Origin of the sequence: Actinoplanes siamensis (assembly GCF_016862395.1) — a bacterium.
GTDB lineage: Bacteria > Actinomycetota > Actinomycetes > Mycobacteriales > Micromonosporaceae > Actinoplanes > Actinoplanes siamensis.
Window position 1 is genome coordinate 60,755 of sequence record NZ_BOMW01000014.1, and the last position, 19,717, is coordinate 80,471.

The following is a 19,717-nucleotide window of genomic DNA, read 5'->3' on the forward strand; positions in this document are numbered from 1 at the left end:
GGAACGCTACGGAGCCCGCCCGCCGTCGGCATCGGACCGTGGTCTGACATCCTCTCGCCGTAGTCCTGGGGATGTATGCCGGCTACGTGCCGGGGATGATGTGCCGGGCGCCCCGGTCTGCCAAGGTGTCATCCGTGGGATCGATGTGGCTGCCGGGTGCGCTGGCGGTGGCCGGCCTGGCCGCCGTCGTGCCGTGGATCGCGCTGGTCCGCGCCCGCCGCGCGCATGTCCGGGCCCTGGGGGAGCGCGGCTGGCTGCTGGAGCGCGAGCGGGAGAGCGCCGCGCAGGCCGCCGTCGGTGAGGAGCGCGCCCGGATCGCCCGCGAGCTGCACGACATCGTCAGCCACAACGTGAGCGTGATGATCGTGCAAACCGCGGCCGCGCGCGAGGTGCTGACCGCACGGCCGGAGACGGCGCACGCCGCGCTGGCCGAGGTGGAGAAGGCCGGGCGGACCACCATGACCGAGCTGCGGCACCTGCTGGGCCTGCTGGCGCCGGACGCGCACGGGTCCGACGCCGAGCTGACCCCGCAGCCCACCCTGCGCGGCCTCGGCTCGCTCGTCGACCGGGTCGCGTTCGCCGGGTTGCCGGTCGAGGTGCGGGTCTCCGGCGAGGTCCGCCCCCTGCCGTCCGGCATCGACGTGACGGCGTATCGCATCGTCCAGGAAGCGCTCACCAACGCGCTGCGGCACGGCGCCGGCGGCAAGGCCGAGGTGACCATCCGGTATGCCGAGCGCGCGCTGCGCGTCGAGGTGCTGACCACCGGCCCGAGCGTGCTGACCGGCAGTCCCGGGCCGCCGGGCGGGACCGCGGCCAGCAGCTCCGGACGGTCGGCTGAGGGCGCGGCCGGCAGTTCCGGGCCGCCGGCCGGCACCCCTGGGCGGTCGGCCGGGGGCGCGGCCGGCAGTTCCGGGCCGCCGGCCAGAGGTCCGGCCGGCAGTTCCGAGCCGCCGGCCGAGAGCGCGGACGGCGCCGGTCGCGGTCTGCTGGGCCTGCGGCAGCGCGTCGCGGTGTACGGCGGCGACCTGGACGCCCGCCGCCGGCTGGGCGGGGGTTTCCGCGTCCGGGCGCGCATCCCGGTGGAGGGACCATGACACCGCGGACCTCACCCGTGCCTCCCGGTGGAGTTGCCATGACACCGCGGACCTCACCCCTGCCTCCCGGTGGAGGGGCCATGACACCACCGGCTCCAAGGGCGCATCCCGGTGGAGCGACCATGGCGTCAGCCCGTCCGGAGGCGCACCGAAGTGGAGAGGCCGTGACATCACCGCGTCCCCAGGCGCAACCAGGTGGCGGGGCCATGACGGCGCCCCGGGTCCTGATCGTCGACGACCAGGAGCTGATCCGAGCCGGATTCCGGCTGATCCTGACCGCCCGCGGCGTCGACGTGGCCGGCGAGGCCGGCGACGGCGCGGAGGCGGTCGACGCGGAACGCCGGCTGCGGCCCGACGTCGTGCTGATGGACATCCGGATGCCGGTCATGGACGGCATCGAGGCGACCCGGCGGATCCTGGCCCGCGACCCGAAGTGCCGGATCCTCATGCTCACCACGTTCGACCTCGACCGGTATGTGTACTCCGCGCTCGCGCTGGGCGCCAGCGGCTTTCTGCTCAAGGACGTCACCGCGGACCACCTGGCCAACGCGGTGCGCCTGGTCGGCACCGGCGACGCGCTGCTCGCGCCGTCGATCACCCGGCGGCTGGTGCAGCGGTTCGCCGGCGAGCGGCCCACCGTCCACCGCGATCTGGCGCCGCTGACGCCGCGCGAGCGGGAGGTCCTGACCCTGCTCGGGCGCGGCCTGTCCAACACCGAGCTGGCCGGGGCGCTGACCTTGAGCGAGGCGACCGTGAAGACGCACGTGGCCCGGATCTTCGCCAAGCTGGAGCTGCGCGACCGCGCCCAGGCGGTCGTCCTGGCCTACGAGACCGGCCTGATCACGCCGGGCGGGTGAGGCGTACGGGGTGTCCCCGGGATTGAACGACCGTTAAGCTCAGGGGGTGACCGTGGATCGACTGCTTCCCACCCCTGAGGCACACGACCTGCTCGACCTCACCCGTGAGCTCGCCACCCGTGAGCTGGCCGGCAAGGTCGACGACTACGAGGCGCGCGGCGAGTTCCCGCGAGAAGTCCTGCGTACGGTAGGGCGCGCCGGCCTGCTCGGGTTGCCGTATGCGGAAAGCGACGGCGGCGCCGGACAGCCGTACGAAATCTATCTGCAGGTCTTGGAGATCCTCGCCGGAACCTGGCTCGGGATCGCCGAGGCCGTCAGCGTGCACACCCTGTCCTGTTTCCCGGTCGCCGCCTACGGCAGCGAACGGCAGCGCAAAGCGCTGCCGGAGATGCTCGGCGGCGAGCTCCTCGGCGCCTACTGCCTCTCGGAGCCGGCGGGCGGCTCGGACGCGGCGAACCTGACCACCCGCGCGGTGCCGGACGGCGAGAACTGGCTGGTCAACGGCACGAAAGCGTGGATCACGCACGGCGGCGTGGCCGATTTCTACAACATCTTCGTCCGCACCGGCGGGCCCGGCGCGAAGGGTGTCTCCTGTCTGATCGCGGACGCGAACACGCCAGGTCTGCTGCCGCAGGCGCGCGAGCGGCTGATGGGCCTGCGGTCCTCCGCGCCGGCGCAGATCGTGCTGGACAACGCGCGCATCCCGCACGATCGCCTGGTGGGGGCGGAGGGCGAGGGCTTCGCCATCGCCATGCGGGCGCTCGATGCGGGGCGTCTCGGGATCGCCGCCTGCGCGGTCGGCCTGGCCCAGGCCGCGACCGACTACGCCGTCGCGTACGCCCGGGAGCGTGCCCAGTTCGGCCAACCCATCGGGCGATTCCAGGGCGTCGGCTTCATGCTCGCCGACATGGCCACCCAGGTTTCCGCGGCGCGGGCGCTGCTGCTGGCGGCGGCCCGGCTCAAGGACGCCGGCCGGCCGTTCTCGATCGAGGCGGCCAAGGCCAAATTGTTCGCCACCGATGTCGCGATGCGCGTGACCACGGACGCCGTGCAGGTGCTCGGCGGTTACGGATATGTCGCCGACCACCCGGTCGAGCGCTGGTTCCGCGAGGCGAAGGTGCTGCAGATCGTCGAGGGCACCAATCAGATCCAGCGGATGGTGATCGCCCGCTCGCTGACCGGCTGACGCCGCGAGCCCGTCTGGTCGTTAGTCTTACCGCGTGGAAGAGATCGACCGGGCTATCGTGACGGCCCTCACTGTGGACGGCCGGTTGTCCTACACCGACCTGGCGGAGCGGGTGGGCCTGAGCGTCTCGGCCGTGCATCAGCGGGTCCGCCGGCTGGAGCAGCGCGGCGTGATCTCCGGGTACACGGCGAAGGTCTCCTACGAGGCGCTGGGCCTGCCGCTGACCGCGTTCGTGGCGATCCGCCCGTTCGACCCGTCGCAGCCCGACGACGCCCCCGAGCGGCTGGCGCATCTCTCCGAGATCGACTCCTGCTACTCGGTGGCCGGCGAGGACTTCTACATGCTGCTGGTCCGGGTGAAGAGCCCGGCCGACCTGGAGCGGCTGCTGCAGGACATCCGCACCGCGGCGAATGTGACGACGCGTACCACGGTGGTCCTCTCCACGCCCTACGAGAGCCGCCCGCCGTGGATCGCTCCGCCCGCCGATCCTTTGACCTAGCTTCCTAGGCCGACGTGAGACGGTGTGACATGGACGCGAGCGATGTCGAGTCCGCGCTCGACGAGCTGCGCAAAGCCCTGACCCCGCACCTGGGCGGCGACTGGACGGTCCGGGCCGGCGACCTCGACTGGACCTGCCACGAGACGGCCGCGCACATCGCCCACGACCTGCTCGCCTACGCCGCCCAGCTGGCCGCCGCGGCCCCGGACGGCTACCTGCCGCTCGACCTGGAGGTCCGCCCCGGCGCGACGCCCGCCGATCTGGTGCGGATCATCACCGCGGCCGGAACTCTGCTGGCCACACAGTTGCGCTGTGCGGGGCCCGGCGCCCGCGCCTGGCACTGGGGGCCCACCGACACGTCCGGGTTCGCCGCGCTCGGCGTGAACGAGATCCTTCTGCACACCTACGACGTCACCCAGGGGCTGCGCACCGGCTGGCGCCCGCCGCCGGCACTGTGCGCGGCCGTCCTGGCCCGGCTCTTCCCCGGCCATCCCGATCAAGATCCCATCCCGACCCTGCTGTGGTGTACGGGCCGGGGCACGCTCCCCGGCCGGCCACGCCGCACCTCGTGGACCCTCCGGGCGGCCGTGGACTGAGCCTCTGGCTGCCGTGTCGGCCCCGCCGGGCGCGCGTTGTCCTGTCGGAGACGAGCGAAGGGCGGACCACCGTGGACTTCTACACGGCGGTGCCGGCCGGTCACGGCGACGGAGCTGGCCTGCCGGTCTGTCTGATCCTGCACGGCGGTTCGAAGCGCCCGGCCGATTTCGCGGGGCTGGGGCTGGGACGGTTCCTGACCGACGCGGTGAACCGGGGCGCGCCGCCGTTCGTGCTGGCCGGGGCGACCGGGGATCGGCTCGCCTGGCAGCCGGGCGACGAGGACGACCCGCAGCGGATGCTGGTCGAGGAGCTGCCGGCGTGGTGCGCGGCCCGGGGTTTCGACGCCGGGCGGCCGGCGGCCGGAACGTCCGGTCCGGGCGGGCACGATTTCGCCTATTGGAGCACGGCGGTTCCGGCCGCATTCGCCTTCCTGGCCGCCGAGTTACGCGGCCCGGTTCCGGAAACGGTACTTTCGGCCCGGGACGAAATGCCGGTGTGCGGGACAGCCCACATCGAGTGCCCGGGGGGAGGAGAAAGTCAAGAACGTTCCCGGGTACGGCGGGCGGCCGCGCTCGTAGGCACCGGCGGCCGAGCCGAACGAGGCGGCCCTTCGACGATCTTACGCGGACATCGAACGCTGTCACTGGCACGTTTCAAGAAAATGCCGATCGGGCACCCCGGGACCGAGGCACCTCATGACATGACGAGACCACGGAGGGTTGGCAGATGAGCTTCACCGACAAGGTCAAGAACAAGACCGAGGAGCTGACCGGCAAGGCGAAGCAGGGCATCGCCGAGGCGACCGACAATCCCCGCCTGTACGCCGAGGGCGAGGCCCAGGAGGCCTCCGCGCACGCCAAGCAGGCGGGCGAGCACGTCAAGGACGCCGGGCGCGACGTCCGCGACGCGCTCAGCTGAACCAGGGAAGCGACGGGTGCGGCCGAACAGGAAAGCTGAACCCGGACAGAGCTGACAAGGGGCCCCGCAGCGGGGCCCCTTGCTGTGTGAACGCTCAGACCATGGCCAGCGTCTGCTGCTTGCGCCACCACTCCTGGCCGGACTCCGGCAGCGTGTCGATCGGGTCGTAGTACGCGTACAGCTTGGAGAGCGCCTCGCTGTCGTCCTTCTCGATCGACGTGCGGTAGTTCTTCGTCCAGTACGAGATGCCGTGCTCCCGGTCGTACTCGGCGACCATGTGCACCCAGCGCTTGCCGACGAACGGCACGTCGCAGACGATCCGCGGCGTCGCGTACCCCGGCAGGTAGCCCATCAGGTCGTGCTGCAGCCGCTGGGCGTGCCACACCGGCACCCGCCAGTGCTCCGCGTTCGGGATCATGTCGCACATGTAGAAGTAGTACGGCAGGATGCCGGCCTCGCCCTGCAGCGCGAAGCACAGATCCAGCAGATCGGCCGAGGTCGCGTTGACCCCGCGCATCAGCACGCCCTGGTTGCGCACGTCGCGCACGCCCAGCTCGAGCAGTGTCCGCGCGGCCCGGGCGACCATCGGGGTCAGCGAGTTCACGTGGTTGACGTGGGTGTGCACAGCCAGGTTGACGCCGCGGCGCCGGGCGGTGACCGCGACCCGGTGCATGCCCTCGACCACGTCGTCCTGCAGCCAGTGCTGGGGCAGGCCCATCAGCGCCTTGGTGGCCAGCCGGACGTCGCGCACGGTGGGCACCGAGAGCAGGCCCATCAGGTACGCCTCGAGCTGTTTCCACGGCACGTTCGCCACGTCGCCGCCGGAGACGACCACGTCCCGTACCCCCGGATGGGTCTTGAGGTAATCCAGGTGGGCCGCGTAGCGGTCCACCGGTTTCTGGACCAGCTTGAGCTTCGGCACCGCCGGCGTGCTGTTGCCGACCAGGTCCATCCGGGTGCAGTGCCCGCAGTACTGCGGGCAGGTGGCGACCAACTCGGCCAGCACCTTCGTCGGGTAGCGGTGGGTCAGCCCCTCGGCCACCCACATGTCGTGCTCGTGCAGCGAGTCGCGGCTCGCGTTCGGGTGCGAGGGCCAGTCCAGGTGCCGGTCGGTGGCGACCGGCAGCATGTAGCGGCGCACCGGGTCGGCGTAGAAGGCGGTTGTGTCGGGCGCCTCGTGCGGCACCATCGTGTTCAGCATCTGCGGCGGGATCAGCATCGACATGGTGGCCAGGCGCCGCTGGTCGGTTTCCAGGTCGGCGTAGAACGACTCGTCCACCAGGCCGCCGAGCACCGCCCGTAACTGCTTCACGTTCTTCACGCAGTTGACCCGCTGCCACTGGGCGGACTGCCACTGGGCGGCGGTCACGTCACGCCAGCCGGGGAAGCGGGTCCAGTCCGGCTCGATCAGCTCGCGTCGCTGGTACTCGTAGGGCTGTCCCGTGTCGCGCTCGGGCACCGTTGCCTCCTCGGACACCATAGCCTCCCTGAAGATCTGTTCAGGATCAACAAGTTACTTGAGAATCTTCGGTCTAGAAACCCAGGCTACGAAAGATTTACGGTAGAGCGGCCCGTAGGGGCGAAGCTTTCCAGGGTTGCTGGGTGTCACCCGGGGTGCGGGCCGTGGCCCGGGGTGTGGGTGTGAAGTGAGGAGACTGTCGATGGCGGGATCAGTGGGCCTGCACCGGGTGATCGAGCCGCCCGGCGTGCTGCCCCAGGCGGCCTGGCGCCTGGACGCCTCCCCGGAGATCGGCCCGGACGAGGTGCGCGTTCGCGTGCAGCGACTCAACCTGGACGCCGCCAGCTACCGGCAGCTCGCCGAGAAACACGCCGGGGACGGCGCGCGGATCCGCGCCGAGGTGCTGGACATCGTCGGCACGCGCGGCAAGATGCACAACCCGGTCACCGGCTCCGGCGGCATGCTGATCGGCGTGGTCGAGCAGGTCGGCCCGGAGTCGTCGCTGCCGGTCAAGCCGGGGGACCGGGTCGCGACACTGGTCAGCCTGACGCTGACCCCGCTGCGGATCACCGACGGACTGCGCGGCTGGGACGGGCTGTCCGAGCAGGCGCCGGCCGACGGGACGGCGATCCTGTTCGGCCGCTCGATCGTCGGGGTGCTGCCCGACGATCTGCCGCCGGAGCTGGCGCTGGCGGTCTACGACGTCTGTGGTGCCCCGGCACTGGTGGACCGGATCGTCCGGAAATACCGCGACCCGACCGTGCTGGTGCTCGGCGGGGCCGGCAAGAGCGGCTCCCTGTCGCTGGCCGCCGCCAAGCGCGCCGGCGCCCGTACCAAGGCGGTAGTCGTCTCCGCAGCGGAGCGGGACGCGCTGCGCGCCGCGGCGGTGGCGGACGAGATCGCGATCGCCGACGCGCGGGACCCGGTCGCGGTCGCCGACCGGGCCGGCACGGCGGACGTCACTGTGGTCTGCGTGGACGTGCCGGGTTGCGAGCACGGCGCGATCCTGGCCACCGCTCCCGGCGGCACCGTGATCTTCTTCTCGATGGCGACCAGCTTCCCGGCGGCCGCCCTCGGCGCGGAGGGGCTCGCCGCGGACGTGACCATGCTGGTCGGCAACGGGTACGTGCCCGGGCACGCCGAGTTCGCCGTCGACCTGCTGCGTACGACGCCCGCAGTGCGCGCGTTGTTCGAGGCGCGGATCGCGGGAGACTGACCGCATGACTCAACCCTCGGTCCGCTACACCAACGGTCGCTTCTACTCCGCCGCCGAGCCGCGTGCCACCGCGATGCTGGTCCGCGACGGCGTCATCGCCTGGCTCGGCGACACCGCCGACGCGCCGGCCGCCGACCACACCGTCGACCTGGAGAACACGCTGGTCACCCCGGCCTTCGTCGACGCGCACCTGCACGCCACGGACACCGGGCTGGCCTTCGACGGCCTGGACCTGTCCGGCGTGCGCTCGGCGCGTGAGCTGCTGGACGCGGTGGCCGCGTTCGCGCGGACCCGTCCGGCCGGCGGCGTCGTGCACGGGCACGGCTGGGACGAGTCGACCTGGGCCGAGCAGACCCCGCCCACCGCGCAGGAGCTGGACCGGGCCGCCGAGGGCCGCAGGGTGTACCTGTCGCAGGCCTCCGTGCACTCCGCGCTGGCCAGCTCGGCGCTGCTGCCGGAGGCCGTGGGCGTGGACGGCTACCACCCGTCCGGCTGGGTGCGCGAGCACGCCCACCACGCGGTCCGCGCGGTGGCGCTCGGCTCGCTCACGCCGGAGCAGCGGACCGCGGCGCAGCGGACCGCGCTGAGTCGGGCGGCGTCGATGGGCATCGCCGCGGTGCACGAGTGCGGCGGCCCGGGCACGTCCAGCGAGGCCGACTTCCAGTCCGTGCTGGCGTTGTCCGGCCAGGGCCTGCCGCAGGTCTTCGGCTACTGGGGCGAGCTGGGCGGCGCCGAGCGGGCCCGGGAACTGGGCGCGCACGGCGCCGCCGGCGACCTGTACGCGGACGGCGCGCTCGGCTCCCGGACCGCGTCGGTGCGCTCGCCGTACCTGGACGGCGACCATGGCTGCGGCGAGGCGTTCCTGACCGCCGAGCAGGCCGCCGAGCACCTGCTGGACTGCGTGCGGATCGGCTTCCAGGGCGGGTTCCACGCGATCGGCGACGCCGCGATCGCGACAGTGCTGGAGGGCTTCGCGCTGGCCGCGAAGCAGGTCGGCGTCGACCGGATCCGCGAGGGCAGCCACCGCATCGAGCACGTCGAGCTGATCGACAAGGCGATGATCGCCCGGATGGTCGAGTTCGGGGTGGTCGCCTCGGTGCAGCCGGTGTTCGACGCGCTGTGGGGTGGCGCCGACCGGATGTACGCGCAGCGCCTCGGCGTCGAGCGGGCGCTGGCCAGCAACCCGATCGGCGCGATGCACGCGACCGGGGTGGCGCTGGCGTTCGGCTCCGACTCCCCGGTGACCGCGCTGGATCCCTGGGCGATGGTGGTGGCCGCCGCGGCCCCGCGCAACCCGGTCCACCGGATGAAGGTGCGCGCGGCGTTCGCGGCCGGCAGCCGCGGCGGTTGGCGGGGCGCCGGCGTCGACGGGGTGGGCGTGCTGGCGCCCGGCGCCTCGGCGACGTTCGCGATCTGGGAGACCCCGGGCGGTGTGGTGGAGGGCCTGCCGGCGCTGTTGCCGGACCTCGACGGCGCGGTGCCCGCGCGGCCGGTCTGCCGGCGCACGGTGCTGCACGGCGAAACGATTCACGAGAGCTAGGAGACACGAGAAGGTGGCCGGGAAGCTGGATCTGGACCCGCGGATCGTCGCGCGGGCGCGGGCGCTCGCCGCCAAGGCCGGGCAGCCCGTCGTCGACCTCGCGCGGTCGCACACCACCGTGTCGGTGGAGCGGGCGGTGCTGCGCCTGGCCGGCGTGCACGGCGCCGACGCGGACGGCATCCCCTGGGTGAACCGCCTGGTCGACGCCGTGCGCGCGGATGTCGGACTCGGGCACGGGGTGGCGGTGCCGGTGCTGCACGCGGCGCTGACCACGGGCGTGGAGGACCTCACCGTGCTGGCGCAGAAGGCGGCGGCGGGGGCGGTGCGGTTCGCCGTACCGGAGAAGAAATCCGAGATCGCCGCGGCCCGGCGGCGGGCCCGGAAGGCCGCCGCCGGCGGCCTCAAGATCATCGATCGGCGCCGGGCCGAGCGGGACAGACTGATCAGGCGGTACGGCGATCCGGCGCAACGCCCGTGGATCTACCTGATCGTCGCCACCGGGGACATCCACGAGGACATCCCCCAGGCGCAGGCGGCGGCCCGGGCCGGCGCGGACGTCATCGCGGTGATCCGGTCCACCGGACAGTCGCTGCTGGACTACGTGCCCGAGGGGGCCACCCGGGAGGGGTTCGCGGGCACCTACGCCACCCAGGAGAATTTCCGGCTGATGCGGGCGGCGCTCGACGAGACCTCCCGTGAGCTGGGCCGATACATCCGCCTGACGAACTACGCGTCCGGGCTGTGCATGCCCGAGATCGCGGCGCTGGCCGGGCTGGAGCGGCTCGACATGATGCTGAACGACTCGATGTACGGCATCCTGTTCCGTGACATCAATCCCATCCGCACCTTCGTCGACCAGCGATTCAGCAGGCAGGTGCACGCCCGCGCCGGGATCATCATCAACACCGGCGAGGACAACTACCTCACCACCGCGGACGCCGTCGAGGCCGCGCACACGGTGACGGTGTCCCAGCTGCTCAACGAGTTCTTCGCGCACGAGGCCGGCCTGGCGGACTGGCAGCTCGGGCTGGGCCACGCCTTCGAGATCAACCCGGACCTGCCGGAGTCGTTCCGGCTGGAGCTGGCGCACGCGCTGCTGGCGCGGGAGCTGTTCCCGGACGCGCCGCTCAAGTGGATGCCGCCGACCAGGCACATGACCGGCGACGTCTTCCGCGGCAACCTGCTCGACGGGTTCTTCAACCTGGCCGGGGCGCTGACCGGCCAGGGCATCCTGCTGGTCGGGATGATGACCGAGGCGGTGGTCACCCCGTGGCTGTCCGACCGCGACATCGCCCTGCAGAACGTGCGGTACGTGCTCAACGGCGCCGGCAACCTGCACGAGGACTTCGTGCCTGGCGCGTTCATCCGCGGCCGGGCCGGCCAGGTGCTCGGCGAGGCCGTCGAGCTGCTGGAACGCATCGTCGACGACACGCTGATGGAGGCCATCGCGGACGGCACCTTCGGGCTGATGAAACGGCCCGCGGACCGCGGCAAGGGCCTCGACGGGGTGGCCAGGCAGGAAGACGACTACTACAACCCGGTGGGAGAGCTGCTGTGATCGTCCGCCCCTACGGAGATACCACGGGCGACGGCATGGTGCAGCTCTCCTTCACCCTGCCGATCCCGCACGACAAGCGCGCCGAGGGCGCCGCCCTGCAGCTCGCCGGCAAGATGGGCATGGACCCGGCGATGCTGGTGCACGCCAAACCGATGGGCGACGGCTTCACCTTCTTCGTCGTCTACGGAAAGGTCGGCCATCTCGTCGACACCGAGCGGGTGCAGGTCGTCGAGCGTGACTACCCGCTGCTGAGCGCCAAGGAGGTGAACGCGGTGATCAAGCGGAGGCTGCGGCGCCGGCTCAACGTGGTGGGCGCCTGCATCGGCACCGACGCGCACACCGTGGGCATCGACGCGATCCTCAACCTCAAGGGCATCGCCGGCGAGAAGGGCCTGGAGTATTACTCCGAGCTGTCGGTGACCAACCTGGGCGCCCAGGTCTCCGTGCCCGATCTGGTGGAGACCGCCCGGGAGAAGAAGGCCGACGCGGTCCTGGTCTCCCAGGTGGTTACCCAGCGTGACGCACATCTGCACAACACCCGCGCCATGTCCGCGGCGTTCCGCGAGGCGCTGCCGGCCGGGCGGCGGCCGCTGCTGATCGTCGGCGGCCCCCGCTTCGACGAGCTGATGACCGGTGAGCTGGGCGTCGACCGGATCTTCGGCCGCGGCACCACACCCCGCGAGGTCGCTTCCTACCTGGTCCACGCGCTGATCGAGAGCAAGAGCAAATCATGATCACTGTCACGCATCGTCGCTATGTTCCGTACTCGCACGCCCACTACGCCGGGAACCTGGTCGACGGGGCCTATTCGCTCGGGTTGTTCGGCGACGTCGCCACCGAGGTGTGCATCCGGCTCGACGGCGACGAGGGGCTGTTCGCGTCCTACGACGACGTGCAGTTCACGGCGCCCGTGCAGGCCGGGGACGTGCTGGAGGTCACCGCCACGGTGGTGCACATGGGCACGCGCAGCCGCCGGATCGAGTTCACCTCCACAGTGGTGTGCCGGGGGACCGGGGGATCGGCGGCGGCCGTGCTCGACGAGCCGATCGTCGCGGTCACCGCGGTGGGCACGGTCGTCGTGCCGGCCCGGGGGTGACGGTCGCGGTCTGTGTGGACGTCGGGTCGACGTACACCAAAGCAGCCAAGATCGACCTCGGCGGCGCTGAACTGATCAGCCGGGCCGAGGTGCCGACCACGTCCGGAACGGACGTCCTGCGGGGTCTGCACGCCGCCGTCGCGGCTGTCGGCGGCGCCCGGGACGGCGAGCTCTACGTCTGCTCGTCGGCCGGTGGCGGGCTACGGCTGGCCGTCGCCGGCTACGAGAGCCTGGTCACCGCGGAGGCCGGGCACCGGGTCGGCCTGTCGGCCGGCGCCCAGGTGGTGCACGTCGCGGCCGGGCCGCTGGACGGCGCGGCCGTCTCCGCGCTGCGCGCGTCGCGGCCGGACGTGGTCCTGCTGGTCGGTGGCACGGACGGCGGCGACGGCGAGGTGCTGCTGCACAACGCGCGGAGGCTGGCCGCCAACCGGTTGCGGTCGCCGGTGGTCCTGGCCGGCAACGCGGAGGTACGGGACGAGGCCGCCGCCCTGCTCGTGGAGCGCGGCGTCCCGGTGACCGCGACCGGGAACGTCCTGCCGCGCATCGGGGTGCTCGACCCGCTGCCGGCCCGCGCCGCGATCCGGGAGGTGTTCCTGCGGCACGTGATCGGCGGCAAACGGCTGTCGAAGGGCCCCCGGTTCGCGTCGCTGGTGCGGGCGGCCACCCCGGACGCGGTGCTGGCCGGCGTGGAGCTGCTCGCCGACCGGGCGGCGGCCGGGGTGCTGGTGGTGGACGTGGGCGGGGCGACCACGGACGTGTACTCGGCGCTGCTGCCCGACGCGGAGCTGTCCACCGGGCCGCGCCGGGACGTGGCCGGGACGCTGTGGCGGTCCCGCACTGTCGAGGGCGACCTGGGTGTCGCGGTGGGCGCCCCGTCCACCCGGGCCGCCGCGGTCTCGGAGAAGCTGCCCGCGCCCGGCACCGACCGTGAGCTGGCGGCGGCCGCGGCCATGATCGCGCTGCGGCGGCACGCCCGGGGTCACTCGGCCGGGCCCGGACTGCCCCGCACGGGAGGCCGGCATCTGCGTGACGTACGCCTCGTCGTCGGCTCCGGGGGAGTGCTGCGGCACGGTGGCGGCGAGCACGTCCTGGCCGCCGTGCTGGGCGACACGGCCGGCGGGTGGGCCCTGCCGGACCGGGCCCGGACCGTCGTCGACGGTCGATACGTCCTGGCCGCCGCCGGACTGCTGGCCGCCGACCACCCGAGTGCGGCAGGCGGGCTGTTGGACGCCCTGCTGGGCTGATGGAGTACATTTTCGGACACGCCGGAAGACGCGACACGCCGGAACGGGTTCCCCGCGGTTGACAGACCGCCCCCGTCCGGACGTACCGTCTTCAGGTCCTGTCTCACGGCAAGCGACTGTGATCCGCTTCGTTCCCTTACCCACTGGCCGCAGTGCCGTCCCCGCGCCGGGGTCGTGCGTTCAGCCAGGTCCAGGGGGTTCGGGTGCGCGGGCGGCGCGGACCGGGTCGCCACACGGGAGCCGAGACGAGCCGAGCCTGGCCAGTAGACAACGGCACGGCGCGGGCAGCCAGCCCGTGACGCGTCGGTCCGAAGGTCAGCGCGAGGCTCGCCGGGCGCACCGACCGTGGGACGGAAAGAAGCACCCCGAGGGGCGCGGCCGCTGGACGCCGCGCCCCTCCGCCAGTTCTCCCGGCCGGTTCACCCAGCCGGTTCCCGTCCGGCCGGTACGAGATCGCATCCGACTAGCCGGCCGAAGTGCCCCGGACCGGCAGGTAGCCTGCCTGGCGTGGAAATGACGATGCCGCCGCCGGATCTCGCCGAGCCCGGTCCCGGCGGCCCGCGCCGCGCCGCGCCGTTGCGGCTGCCGGTGGCCGCCGCGCTGGCCGTGGCCGCCGGCGTGGCGCTGCTGCTCGCCCTGCCGCCGTACGACCTGTGGTGGCTCGCCCCGGCCGGTGTCGCGCTGCTGGCCGCGGCCGTGCACCGGCGGCGGCCGCGGGCCGGCTTCGGCCTCGGCTTCGTCACCGGCCTCGTGTTGTTCTACCCGCTGCTGGAGTGGACCCGGATCGCGGCCGGCTGGCTGCCCTGGGCGCTGCTGTCCACCGCCGAGGCGGCCGTGCTCGGGCTCACCGGGCTCGCCCTGGCCTGGCTGTCCCCGCTGATCGACAGGTGGCGGGCGCTGTGGCCGCTGCTGACCGGCCTGCTCTGGGTCGCCGACGAGGCGCTGCGCGACCGGGCCCCGTTCGGCGGGTTCCCGTGGGGGCGGCTCGCGTTCAGCCAGGGCGACGCCCCCTCGCTGCGCCTGGCCGCCTGGGGCGGCGCCCCGCTGGTCACCTTCGCGGTGGCGGCCGCCGGCGGCGCGGTGCTGGCGATCGCCTGGCGGCGCTGGCGCCGGCCCGCGGCGCCGCCGATCGCCGGGTACGCCGCCGTGGCCGCCGTGCTGATCGGCGCGCCGGCCGCGGTGCCGCTCGCCGCGCCGGCCGGTCCGGCCCGCACGGTCGCCATCGTGCAGGGCAACGTGCCCCGGCTCGGCCTGGACTTCAACGCCCAGCGCCGGGCGGTGCTGGACAACCACGTGACCGCCACCCGGCAGCTGGCAGCCGACGTGGCCGCCGGCCGGCAGCCCCGGCCCGACCTGGTGGTCTGGCCGGAGAACTCCAGCGACATCGACCCGCTGCGCAACGACGACGCGGCGCGGGAGATCGCCGCGGCGGCCCAGGCGATCGGGGTGCCGATCCTGGTCGGCACGGTGCTGCGCACCGACAACCCGGGCGACATCAAGAACGCCGGGCTGCTGTGGATGCCGGTCACCGGGCCGGACCTGGACCAGACGTACGTGAAGCAGCACCCCGTCCCGTTCGCCGAGTACATGCCGCTGCGATCGGTCGCCCGGGTGGTCAGCGACAAGGTCGACCTGGTGAGGAACATGCTCCCGGGTGACCACGCCGGCGTCATCGACACCGGCGCGCTCACCCTGGGTGACGTGATCTGCTTCGAGGTGGCCTACGACGGGATCGTGCGCGACACCGTCACCAGTGGCGCGCAGATCCTCGCCGTGCAGACCAACAACGCCACGTTCGACGAGGCCGAGGCCCGTCAGCAGCTGGCCATGGTGCGGTTGCGCGCGGTCGAGCACGGTCTCGACTCGCTGATGGTGTCGACGGTGGGTGTCTCGGCCTTCGTCGATACCGAGGGGGGCGTACACGGCGCGACGTCGTTCAACACCGCTGAGGTGGTGGTGCATAAAATGGCGCTCGGGGGAACGCGTACGCTGGCGACTCGTTCGGGCCTCTGGCCCGAGGCGATCGCGGCCGGGCTGGCCGTGGTGGCCCTGGCCGGCGCCGTGCCCCTGCGTCGTCGGCGTGCGATGGACGGCAAGAGCGGCGACGACACGAGCGTGGAGGAACGTTGAGCGAGGCGGAAGGCTACCCGGGAGTGGGGCGGGTCCTCGTGATCATCCCCACGTACAACGAGGCCGACAACGTCCGCCTGATCACCGGCCGGGTCCGCCGCGCGGTCCCCGAGGTCGACATCCTGGTCGCCGACGACAACTCGCCGGACGGCACCGGCGACATCGCCGACGAGCTGGCGCTCGCCGACGACCACATCTTCGTGCTGCACCGCACCGGCAAGGAGGGCCTCGGCGCCGCCTACAAGGCCGGCTTCGCCTGGGCCAAGGACAAGGGGTACGACGCGGTCGTCGAGATGGACGCGGACGGCTCGCACGCCCCCGAGGAGCTGCCCAAGCTGCTCGACGCGCTGGCCGGCGCGGACGCGGTGCTCGGCACCCGGTACATCCCGGGCGGCAGCGTGCACAACTGGCCGATGCACCGGCTGCTGCTCTCGCGCGGCGGCAACATCTACATCCGGATGGCGCTCGGCATGCCGTTCCGGGACGCCACCGGCGGCTACCGGGCCTACAAGATGACAGTGCTCGACGCCATCGACGTGCCGACCGTCGCCTCCACCGGGTACTCCTTCCAGGTCGAGCTGGCCTGGCGGGCGTACCGGGGCGGCTTTACCCTGGTCGAGGTGCCGATCACGTTCACCGAGCGGGAACACGGCGTCAGCAAGATGAGCGGCAACATCTTCAAGGAGCAGCTGCTGCGGGTGACGCTGTGGGGGGCGCAGGCGCGCAAGGAGTCGCTGCTCAACCTGCTCGGGCGCAAACCGCGGCAGGAGCAGACCTGGCCGTGACGGCCCCCTCGGCGGGCACTCAGGCAGGTCGCAGGTTCCGGTGTCATGCTGGAGTGGCACGCATGAACCCGGAGGACTCCAATGCGCCGTAGCCGGATGGCATACCTTCCCTTCGTCTTCCCGCTGCTCGCGATCGCCGAGATCTCGGCCTTCCTGACGGTGGCCCACCTGATCGGTGGCGGCTGGGCGTTCCTGCTGCTCGCCGTGGTGAGCCTGGCGGGGTTCTCGCTGCTGCGCCGAGAGGGCATCCGGGGCTGGCGGGCCTTCCAGCAGGCCGCCGCGGCCGGTCGCCCGCCGGGCGCCGAGGTGACCAACTCGCTGGTGGGGCTCGGCGGCGCTCTGCTGCTGGCACTGCCCGGCCTGGTCACCGGCGTGATCGGGGTGCTGCTGCTCGTGCCGCCGGGCCGGACGCTGGCGCGCCGTGGCGTGGAGCGTTTCGCCTCCCGCCGGCTGGGCTCCGCCGCCACCGGGAACCTGTTCGGGCCGCGTAAGGTCCGGGTCCGCGTCGACGACCCGACGGTGGTCGACGCGACTGTGGTCAACGGGGACGCCCCGGCGGCCGCGCGCCAGCCGGCCGCCGCCATCGAGGGCGAGATCGTCCGCTAGCCCAGCCGCCGAACCACCACGACCACCAGCCGAGCGCGCTCGGCTGGTGGTCGTCGTCGGCATACGGCCGCGATTGGAACCAGGTGACCCAGCCGCGTGCCCCCGGCTGGTCGTGGTGGTTGCCCTACAGGCGCGGTGAGGATCGTGTGGCCCAGCCGGGTGGGTTCGGCGGGGAGTGGTTGTTGTTTTGCGGGCTTCGTACAGGGGCCCGCTGGGGAGCGGCGGCCGGGCATGCGGAAAGGGCCGTCCCGAGGGAGACGGCCCTTTTCGCGTTGTTCGGGTGGTCAGCGACCGCGGCGGGTGCGGACTTCCTGGAGGCGTTCGTTGAGGATGTCCTCGAGCTCGGCGATCGAGCGCCGCTCGAGGAGCATGTCCCAGTGCGTGCGCGGCGGCTTCGCCTTCTTCTGCTCCGGCTCGCTGCCGTCGACCAGCCGGGCCACGCTGCCGTCGAACTTGCACTCCCAGGTGGTGGGCACCTCGGCGTCGACGGCGAACGGAACCTCGAACTGGTGACCCTTGACGCACAGGTACTCACGGGTCTGTCGGGGCGCCAGCTCGGTGTTACGGTCGGACTCGTAGCTGACTGCGCCAAGACGGCTGCCGCGCAGCATGCGTTCGCCCATGATCGGCTTCCCCTCGCTCGTGGTGCTGCTCTCGTTGGTGTAACGAAAGGGGCGGCCGCCGGATTCCTGCGCCCGCCTAGTATCTATCGGTCTCTTACCCGCCTGGTAAAGGCGTTGTAACGCTATGAGCGTAACCGGCCTGCCACCGTACCCCGTAATTTGAACGGTCGTGAAGTGGACCTTGGTCCAGTTTGGGGCGGTTTGATGCATCTATGGGTGGTGCGATGTCTGTCACTCGGCTGATCACCAACCAGTGATGTGCCGGCCGGAACTTCCCCTAGTGATCATGCGGTGGCGCAAAGTTGATCGAGGTCAGTGCTCGGCGGGGCCGGACTGTGCGGGAGCGGAGGCCGCGCCGTCCGAAGGGCCGGTCGCGGAGCGAGGGGCTGCCGGGGAGGGACCGGCTGGCGGGGAGTGAGCGGGTGCGGGGGAGGGGCCGGCTGCCGAGAAACCGGCCGCGGAGGGGCGGCCCGTGCCGAGGGCGGCCAGTGCCGACGCGAGGTCGCTGACCTGGCCGGTCAGCTGCGCCACCCGCTGGTGCGCGGCGTCCGCGTCCGCCCGGGCGGCGGCCAGGCGGCGTTCCAGATCCGTGCGCTCGTCGGCGGCCCGCTCCAGCTCCTTGCGGACGCGGTCCAGCTCCGCCACCGTCCGGCGCGCCTCGTCACGGTCGGCCGCCACCGTGGCCAGCTCCTGCCGGACCTCGGCCACCTCGGTCTCGGCGCGCTCGGCGCGCGAGCCGGCCTCGGCGGCCGCCCGCTCGGCGCGGGCGAGGGCTTCCGCGGCCGCCCGCTCCGCGGCCTCCGCCCGGGTGGCCGCCTGGTCTGCCGCGTCCCGCAGGGCGTCCGCGTCGGCTCGGACGGCCGTGAGCGCGGCTTCCGCTCGTACGGCCGTTTCCTCTGCCGTACGGCGGAAATCGTTGTGGTCCTTGAGCGCAGCGGCCAGGTCGCGTTCGGCGGCATCGCGCTCGGCCTTGACATCCTGAATCTCGCGGCGCGCGGCGGACAGCTCGCCGGCCGCGGCGTCGCGTTCCGCCTCGGCGCGTTCGCGCAGCGCCGCGGCGGCCGTCGCGGCCTTGACCGCCTCGTCGCGGGCCCGCGCCGCCTCCTGCTCGCGGCGGCCGGCCTCCTCCGCGGCCCGCTCGGCCTCGGTCGCCCGCTGCCGCGCCTCGTCCCGCTCGGCCGTCGCCGCCGCCGCGATCTGCTGCGCCGCCGCGGTGGCCGTCGCCGCCTGCTCCGCGTCGCGGCGGGCGTCGTCACGCTCGGCGTGCGCGGCCGCGACCGCACGCGAGGTCTCCGCGCGCACCTCGGCGACCTGGCGCTCGACGCCGGCCGGGGACATCTCCGAGTGCAGCGCCTCGGTGAGCGTGCCCACCATCTGGTCGAGGCGGTCCACCACCTCCCAGGTGCGGGCCACCGAACCGGCCAGGCCGGGAGAGGAACGGTGCCGCATCCGCACGTTGCGGGAAGCGCGCTGGCACTCGCCGTCGTTGTCCCGGCAGTAGCGGAACGGGCGGCCGGCGGAGTTGCGCTGCGGCACCGGGCGCCCGCAGTGGGCGCAGGGTCGGGTCTCGGCCGCCTCGGCGGCGGGGTGGTCCTGCGTCGTCATAGCAGGGCCCAGCGTAGGCGGCGCAACGATCTTACCGGCGTCACCACACCGGCGCCGCGAAAATGGTGTGCGCCGCTCCGGTCCGAGCTGCCGGTCGGGCGCTGGCCGGGTCGCCGCCCGGGGTGTGCATGACCGCTTGCCGAGCAGCGGTCCCGGGGTCAGCCGCCACCGGGAGCGATGACCGACCCACGACGGGGCAGCGGCTCAAGGCTCGAGGGCGTCGATGTGCGCGCCGGTGTCCGCTCGACCGGCGGCCCGGAGCCGGGCGACCAGCAAGGCGCACAGGGTGGTCGCGGCGCCCGCCGCGCAGATGGCGACGGCCGAGGTGCTGAGCTGGGCGACCGGTCCAGGTGGCTGCCCCACAGGGTGGCCACCCCGCGGAGTGCCGCCCTTCACAAGGGCAGAAACAAACCCGCCAACAGTTCGCGAAGACCCGAAGCGAAGAATCTTTCGAGCCCATATAAGGGCACGGAAACCCTCTCACCCCCTTGCTGCCGCGTTTTACCTGCTTTTGACGTCCTGAACCACAGAATGGTGACCGCCAACAAAGCCGACGGCGCATGATATGGCCGAGTTCCACCTTCCCCACTCGGAAACAGAAACGCCCCTTTTCCATTGAAGATCCACGCCGACCCGACCCGACCCGAAGCGGACCGCCCGATCGAGTGGTAAGCCTCGGCGCTGTGGCGACGACTCGCGGAGCT

Annotated in this window: 19 protein-coding genes; 15 read left to right on the plus strand and 4 right to left on the minus strand. The window is 72.7% G+C overall.

The genetic code is table 11. The features are described 5' to 3' along the window. Positions 1-143 precede the first annotated feature (143 nt). The 6 genes from Asi03nite_RS06730 to Asi03nite_RS06755 all read left to right on the plus strand — a co-directional run bounded on the left by Asi03nite_RS06730 (position 144) and on the right by Asi03nite_RS06755 (position 5,151). On the plus strand, positions 144-1,094 hold the full coding sequence (locus tag Asi03nite_RS06730; RefSeq protein WP_203677666.1) for a sensor histidine kinase: 951 nt from the start codon (positions 144-146) through the stop codon (positions 1,092-1,094). 206 nt (positions 1,095-1,300) lie between these two features. Beyond that, a complete protein-coding gene (locus Asi03nite_RS06735) occupies positions 1,301-1,951 on the plus strand; it encodes a response regulator (RefSeq protein WP_203677544.1) in 651 nt (216 codons plus the stop codon). A gap of 46 nt (positions 1,952-1,997) precedes the next feature. Beyond that, entirely contained in the window at positions 1,998-3,137 is a 1,140-nt protein-coding gene (locus tag Asi03nite_RS06740) for an acyl-CoA dehydrogenase family protein (protein ID WP_203677545.1), read from the plus strand. 34 nt (positions 3,138-3,171) lie between these two features. Continuing rightward, a complete protein-coding gene (locus Asi03nite_RS06745; protein WP_203677546.1) occupies positions 3,172-3,636 on the plus strand; it encodes an Lrp/AsnC family transcriptional regulator in 465 nt (154 codons plus the stop codon). A gap of 29 nt (positions 3,637-3,665) precedes the next feature. Further along, complete coding sequence (locus tag Asi03nite_RS06750) at positions 3,666-4,232, plus strand: maleylpyruvate isomerase N-terminal domain-containing protein (RefSeq protein ID WP_203677547.1); 567 nt, start codon at positions 3,666-3,668, stop codon at positions 4,230-4,232. A 727-nt stretch (positions 4,233-4,959) separates the two neighbouring features. Then, the gene (locus Asi03nite_RS06755) at positions 4,960-5,151 is read left to right on the plus strand and encodes a CsbD family protein (protein ID WP_203677548.1); all 192 of its coding nucleotides are present in this window, start codon (positions 4,960-4,962) and stop codon (positions 5,149-5,151) included. Between the two features lie 94 nt (positions 5,152-5,245). Here the strand turns inward: Asi03nite_RS06755 and Asi03nite_RS06760 are convergent, their stop codons facing one another. Next, on the minus strand, positions 5,246-6,631 hold the full coding sequence (locus Asi03nite_RS06760; protein ID WP_203677549.1) for a KamA family radical SAM protein: 1,386 nt from the start codon (positions 6,629-6,631) through the stop codon (positions 5,246-5,248). Between the two features lie 181 nt (positions 6,632-6,812). Here Asi03nite_RS06760 and kdd point away from each other — a divergent pair, with 181 nt between their 5' ends. From kdd to Asi03nite_RS06805, 9 genes are all read left to right on the plus strand, one after another. Next, a complete protein-coding gene (kdd, locus tag Asi03nite_RS06765) occupies positions 6,813-7,826 on the plus strand; it encodes an L-erythro-3,5-diaminohexanoate dehydrogenase (protein ID WP_203677550.1) in 1,014 nt (337 codons plus the stop codon). Positions 7,827-7,830: 4 nt separating this feature from the next. Next, entirely contained in the window at positions 7,831-9,366 is a 1,536-nt protein-coding gene (locus Asi03nite_RS06770) for an amidohydrolase (protein WP_203677551.1), read from the plus strand. Positions 9,367-9,379: 13 nt separating this feature from the next. After that, on the plus strand, positions 9,380-10,924 hold the full coding sequence (kamD, locus tag Asi03nite_RS06775; protein ID WP_203677552.1) for a lysine 5,6-aminomutase subunit alpha: 1,545 nt from the start codon (positions 9,380-9,382) through the stop codon (positions 10,922-10,924). Beyond that, entirely contained in the window at positions 10,921-11,658 is a 738-nt protein-coding gene (gene kamE / locus Asi03nite_RS06780) for a lysine 5,6-aminomutase subunit beta (protein WP_203677553.1), read from the plus strand. The genes kamD and kamE overlap by 4 nt, the downstream gene beginning before the upstream one ends. Then, complete coding sequence (gene kal, locus Asi03nite_RS06785) at positions 11,655-12,020, plus strand: 3-aminobutyryl-CoA ammonia lyase (protein WP_203677554.1); 366 nt, start codon at positions 11,655-11,657, stop codon at positions 12,018-12,020. The genes kamE and kal overlap by 4 nt, the downstream gene beginning before the upstream one ends. Then, entirely contained in the window at positions 12,017-13,264 is a 1,248-nt protein-coding gene (locus tag Asi03nite_RS06790; protein WP_203677555.1) for a glutamate mutase L, read from the plus strand. The genes kal and Asi03nite_RS06790 overlap by 4 nt, the downstream gene beginning before the upstream one ends. 513 nt (positions 13,265-13,777) lie before the next feature. Further along, positions 13,778-15,394, plus strand: a complete 1,617-nt coding sequence (gene lnt, locus Asi03nite_RS06795) for an apolipoprotein N-acyltransferase (RefSeq protein WP_239102512.1) — start codon at positions 13,778-13,780, stop codon at positions 15,392-15,394. Then, positions 15,391-16,179 carry a polyprenol monophosphomannose synthase gene (locus Asi03nite_RS06800; protein ID WP_203677556.1) on the plus strand — a complete coding sequence of 263 codons (789 nt, stop codon included), beginning with the start codon at positions 15,391-15,393 and terminating at the stop codon, positions 16,177-16,179. The genes lnt and Asi03nite_RS06800 overlap by 4 nt, the downstream gene beginning before the upstream one ends. 81 nt (positions 16,180-16,260) lie before the next feature. Continuing rightward, positions 16,261-16,785: an FxsA family protein gene (locus tag Asi03nite_RS06805; RefSeq protein ID WP_203677557.1), complete on the plus strand. Its 525-nt coding sequence runs from the start codon at positions 16,261-16,263 to the stop codon at positions 16,783-16,785. Positions 16,786-17,069: 284 nt separating this feature from the next. On the opposite strand, the gene Asi03nite_RS06810 is transcribed toward Asi03nite_RS06805, so the two are convergent. From Asi03nite_RS06810 to Asi03nite_RS06820, 3 genes are all read right to left on the minus strand, one after another. Then, positions 17,070-17,408 (minus strand): RNA polymerase-binding protein RbpA, encoded by a 339-nt coding sequence (locus Asi03nite_RS06810; protein ID WP_014689763.1) that lies wholly within the window; start codon positions 17,406-17,408, stop codon positions 17,070-17,072. A gap of 312 nt (positions 17,409-17,720) precedes the next feature. Then, the gene (locus Asi03nite_RS06815) at positions 17,721-19,013 is read right to left on the minus strand and encodes a coiled-coil domain-containing protein (protein WP_239102491.1); all 1,293 of its coding nucleotides are present in this window, start codon (positions 19,011-19,013) and stop codon (positions 17,721-17,723) included. Between the two features lie 204 nt (positions 19,014-19,217). After that, positions 19,218-19,376 carry a hypothetical protein gene (locus Asi03nite_RS06820; protein WP_203677558.1) on the minus strand — a complete coding sequence of 53 codons (159 nt, stop codon included), beginning with the start codon at positions 19,374-19,376 and terminating at the stop codon, positions 19,218-19,220. Positions 19,377-19,717 lie beyond the last annotated feature (341 nt).